The organism is Bacteroidales bacterium, assembly GCA_023229505.1.
Lineage (GTDB): Bacteria > Bacteroidota > Bacteroidia > Bacteroidales > JAGOPY01 > JAGOPY01.
In genome coordinates this window covers 1-3,094 of record JALNZD010000100.1, presented here as the reverse complement: position 1 = coordinate 3,094, position 3,094 = coordinate 1, and the positions used below count along the sequence as shown (strand labels likewise).

General features: G+C 44.1%; 5 protein-coding genes and 1 tRNA gene. 3 read left to right on the top strand and 3 right to left on the bottom strand.

Features of this window, described 5'->3' with window-relative positions:
• The 3 genes from M0Q51_17330 to M0Q51_17320 form a co-directional block, all read left to right on the top strand.
• Positions 1 to 358: hypothetical protein (locus M0Q51_17330; protein MCK9401731.1), on the top strand; the 358-nt coding region annotated here is incomplete at its 5' end.
• 148 nt (positions 359 to 506) lie between these two features.
• On the top strand, positions 507 to 683 hold the full coding sequence (locus tag M0Q51_17325; protein MCK9401730.1) for a hypothetical protein: 177 nt from the start codon (positions 507 to 509) through the stop codon (positions 681 to 683).
• Positions 673 to 1,209, top strand: coding sequence for a GNAT family N-acetyltransferase (locus M0Q51_17320; protein ID MCK9401729.1), 537 nt, complete (start codon positions 673 to 675; stop codon positions 1,207 to 1,209). Before M0Q51_17325 ends, M0Q51_17320 begins: the two co-directional genes overlap by 11 nt.
• A 66-nt stretch (positions 1,210 to 1,275) precedes the next feature.
• Here M0Q51_17320 and M0Q51_17315 read toward each other — a convergent pair whose 3' ends face one another.
• From M0Q51_17315 to M0Q51_17305, 3 genes are all read right to left on the bottom strand, one after another.
• Positions 1,276 to 1,800, bottom strand: a complete 525-nt coding sequence (locus tag M0Q51_17315) for a hypothetical protein (GenBank protein ID MCK9401728.1) — start codon at positions 1,798 to 1,800, stop codon at positions 1,276 to 1,278.
• Positions 1,801 to 1,955: 155 nt separating this feature from the next.
• Positions 1,956 to 2,522, bottom strand: a complete 567-nt coding sequence (locus M0Q51_17310) for a hypothetical protein (GenBank protein ID MCK9401727.1) — start codon at positions 2,520 to 2,522, stop codon at positions 1,956 to 1,958.
• A 101-nt stretch (positions 2,523 to 2,623) separates the two neighbouring features.
• Positions 2,624 to 2,708, bottom strand: a tRNA-Leu gene (locus M0Q51_17305).
• Positions 2,709 to 3,094: the final 386 nt, after the last annotated feature.

Here is a 3,094-nt window from a genome sequence, read left to right as displayed (position 1 = left end):
GCTCTCCGACCTCCCTTTACTGATCAATCATTACTTGGCCAAATTCAACGACCGCTACGGCAAGGAGATCGAGAAATTAACGCCGGAAGTCGAAGAGCTCTTTTCCAATTATCCCTGGCCGGGGAATCTGGCCGAGCTGGCAGCGACCCTGGAGAGGCTGGTACTGACCGTCCAGTCCGGACCGATCACTGCGGAAGATCTGCCGGTCGATTTTTTATTGTCGGGAAGTCTCCCTTATGGGGCCGATTACCTGGCGCTGTTCGAGAAGGCTTACGTGGAAAAAGTGTTGCGCGATACCCGCCAGGACAAGGAAAAAGCCGCCGCCATCCTCCAGGTCAAACCCGCGCTGCTGCCATAGGACTGCCCAGAATAAACTGGTCGCAAATTGCGACCGGTTAAAGCGCGTTTTTCTTGACAACTGTATTCGCCAATGACATAATTATTATATCCTTCAAATGGATGGAATTTTCTCGCTTTTGTTACGATAGGAATATAGGAGGATTCTAATGGCTAAACCAATCGCCCCAACCCCTGATTTAAAAGGTAAAGAAGCGGAAAAATTCCTTAAAGAGATCGCCTCTCCCGATCTTAAAGCGGTCTCCAAAGAAGAGGTTCTTCGCGGAAAGCGCATTTTTGACACCATAATGAAAAACACTTCCGTCTTTGCTAAGCATGCTGCTTGACCAGGCTATCCTTGAACGCCTTTCCCCAGTCTCTGCAACAGCTGATTTTGATTGCGGCAACCCAGACCTGAACGAGTTTTTGATTAAAGACGCTCTTCATTACCAGGACCAGCTTCTTGGGGTAACCTATCTCTTTCGTTCGATCAAAGCTAAAGAGGCCCTGGCCTACTTCACTGTTTTAAATGACGGAATAAAAGCCACCAACAACCTTAACCGTCGCATCCCGAACCAGAAACGTCACGGCAAGATCCCGGCAGTAAAGATCGGTCGTCTGGCTGTCAGCATGCCTCAGCAAGGAGCAAAACTGGGCAGTCAGGTCTTGGATTTCATTAAATATTGGTTTTCTATCAACAACAAGACCGGCTGTCGTTTTTTACTGGCCGATGCCTACAACAAACCGGAAACAATAGCCTTTTATCAGCGTAACGGCTTCAGTTTCTTGACGAACGATTCGGGGAAAGAAACCAGAGCTATGAAATTCGATCTTAAGCCGTATGAGATGCGAATGGCAAAAGCAGACAGCTAAGTCCCTTACGCTTACCCCACAAAATGCCCAGAACCGGATCTGCCTGCCGGCAGGCTCGAACCGTAGTTATGGTGAAAAATCTTCTTTGATCGCGGAATCTATACCATTAGAAAGTTTAGTCCAAGTTGATGGATCAGGATCTCCCCCAATAATTTCTTCATACTCACCGATAATTAATGAATATAGAATATGTTTGAGATTAACAACGCCTTTTTGGTTTTTAGATGCCTCAATAATGCTGGAAATGCGCTCATCTGTGTATCCCGGCCTTGATTTTAAAACCTTCCGGAGTATCTCTTCTTTATTCATGTCCGGGTATTTCTTTCTAAGCCGTTTATAATAATGTATTTGTGTACCTGCAATGGCTTTTGCGTACCCTTCAGGATTTAAGCTCCGCCTCCACCCATAAACTAGAAAGATGATAATTAATAATATAAATCCAATTAAACCATAAAAATAAAATGTTAAAAATATTCCATATATCAAAAGCCCAAAACAAAGAAGTGAAAATATTCTCAATGGCACTGGGTTGAGCGGGGCATCCAAGGGGCCGTTCGCCCAAGCATGTTTAGTGGCATAAAGCAGAACCAATGAAAGAATCATTAAGAATATTCCTATAATAAAATTGATCCCCTCCTTAATTACCCTTTATGCTAATTTTATTATTGCCCAGGGCCGGAATCGAACCCGCCTTCGGCGGGCAAGCCGGCATGATATATTCGGCCGAATTGATGTGCTGTTTGCATTTATTCTCCCTCGAGCTCAAGAATGAGCCCCTTCAGTACTTCAAGCATCTTTGAATCGTCATTTTCTTTTTCACTAATTACCCCTGATTCCTTGGCAAATGCTAGTTGCTCTTTTCTTTCCGGATCATTTAGAGCTTCAATAGCTTTTTTCGCATACTCGATTGTCTTTGATTTATCTCCCATTAGCAAATAAATACTTGCAATGGCGTTATACAAATCAAATTCGGAGCCGCCTAATTCTTTTCCGGAAATTATCATTACGTGAGGAGCCTTGTTCAAAGTCGCAAGAGCATCTTGTAACATCCCCTTTTCTCTATATGCAATTCCTAAAGCTATATATGAGGGGATATGATCAGGTTTTAATATTATCGCATCTTTAAAATCCATAATTGCCTGGTCAAGCTTTCCCTGTCCCCCATAATAACCTCCACGGGAGGTCAACCACGATGACTTGGAAAAACTCATCATCTCTTGGTCTCCAGCGAATAGAGTCTCGAGCTCTTGAAATTTATTATTCTTTTGTTTTTCGGGATCTTGGGGGCCAAATATTCCTGAGAATATATTCATATATACCTCCGAGATTATTTACAATTACCCAGAGCCGGACCTGTCTGCCGACAGGTTGGTCAAACTGGCATGGCCTATTCGACCGAGGGATTCAAAGAATCTGCCTGGGGCCGGAATCGAACCGGCATGGCTTATTCGGCCGAGGGATTTTAAGTCCCTTGCGTCTACCAATTCCGCCACCCAGGCATACACCTCTTTTAGGTTATATGGATTATACGTTAAATGCGTTACCTTTTCCTAAATTACATTTTCAAAACCAAGGCTATACCCGGGGCCGGAATCTCCCGATGACATTAATAGATTTAATAATGGAACATCGGGATCCCGACATTACATAATTCTATAAATTTATGTCGTCGGGAGAACCGGCATGGTTTATACAACCGAGGGATTTTAAGTCCCTTGCGTCTACCAATTCCGCCATCTGGGCAAACCGGGATCAAGTCCGCGGTTTCTTCTTCTTCTTCCCCGTCTGTTTCACTTCGAGGTTTCGCTTGAAATCGACTAATTTCTCTTCACTCTGCTTCAGGAAATTAGTGATCTTGTCCTCAAAACTTCCCGGCGCCGGTTTA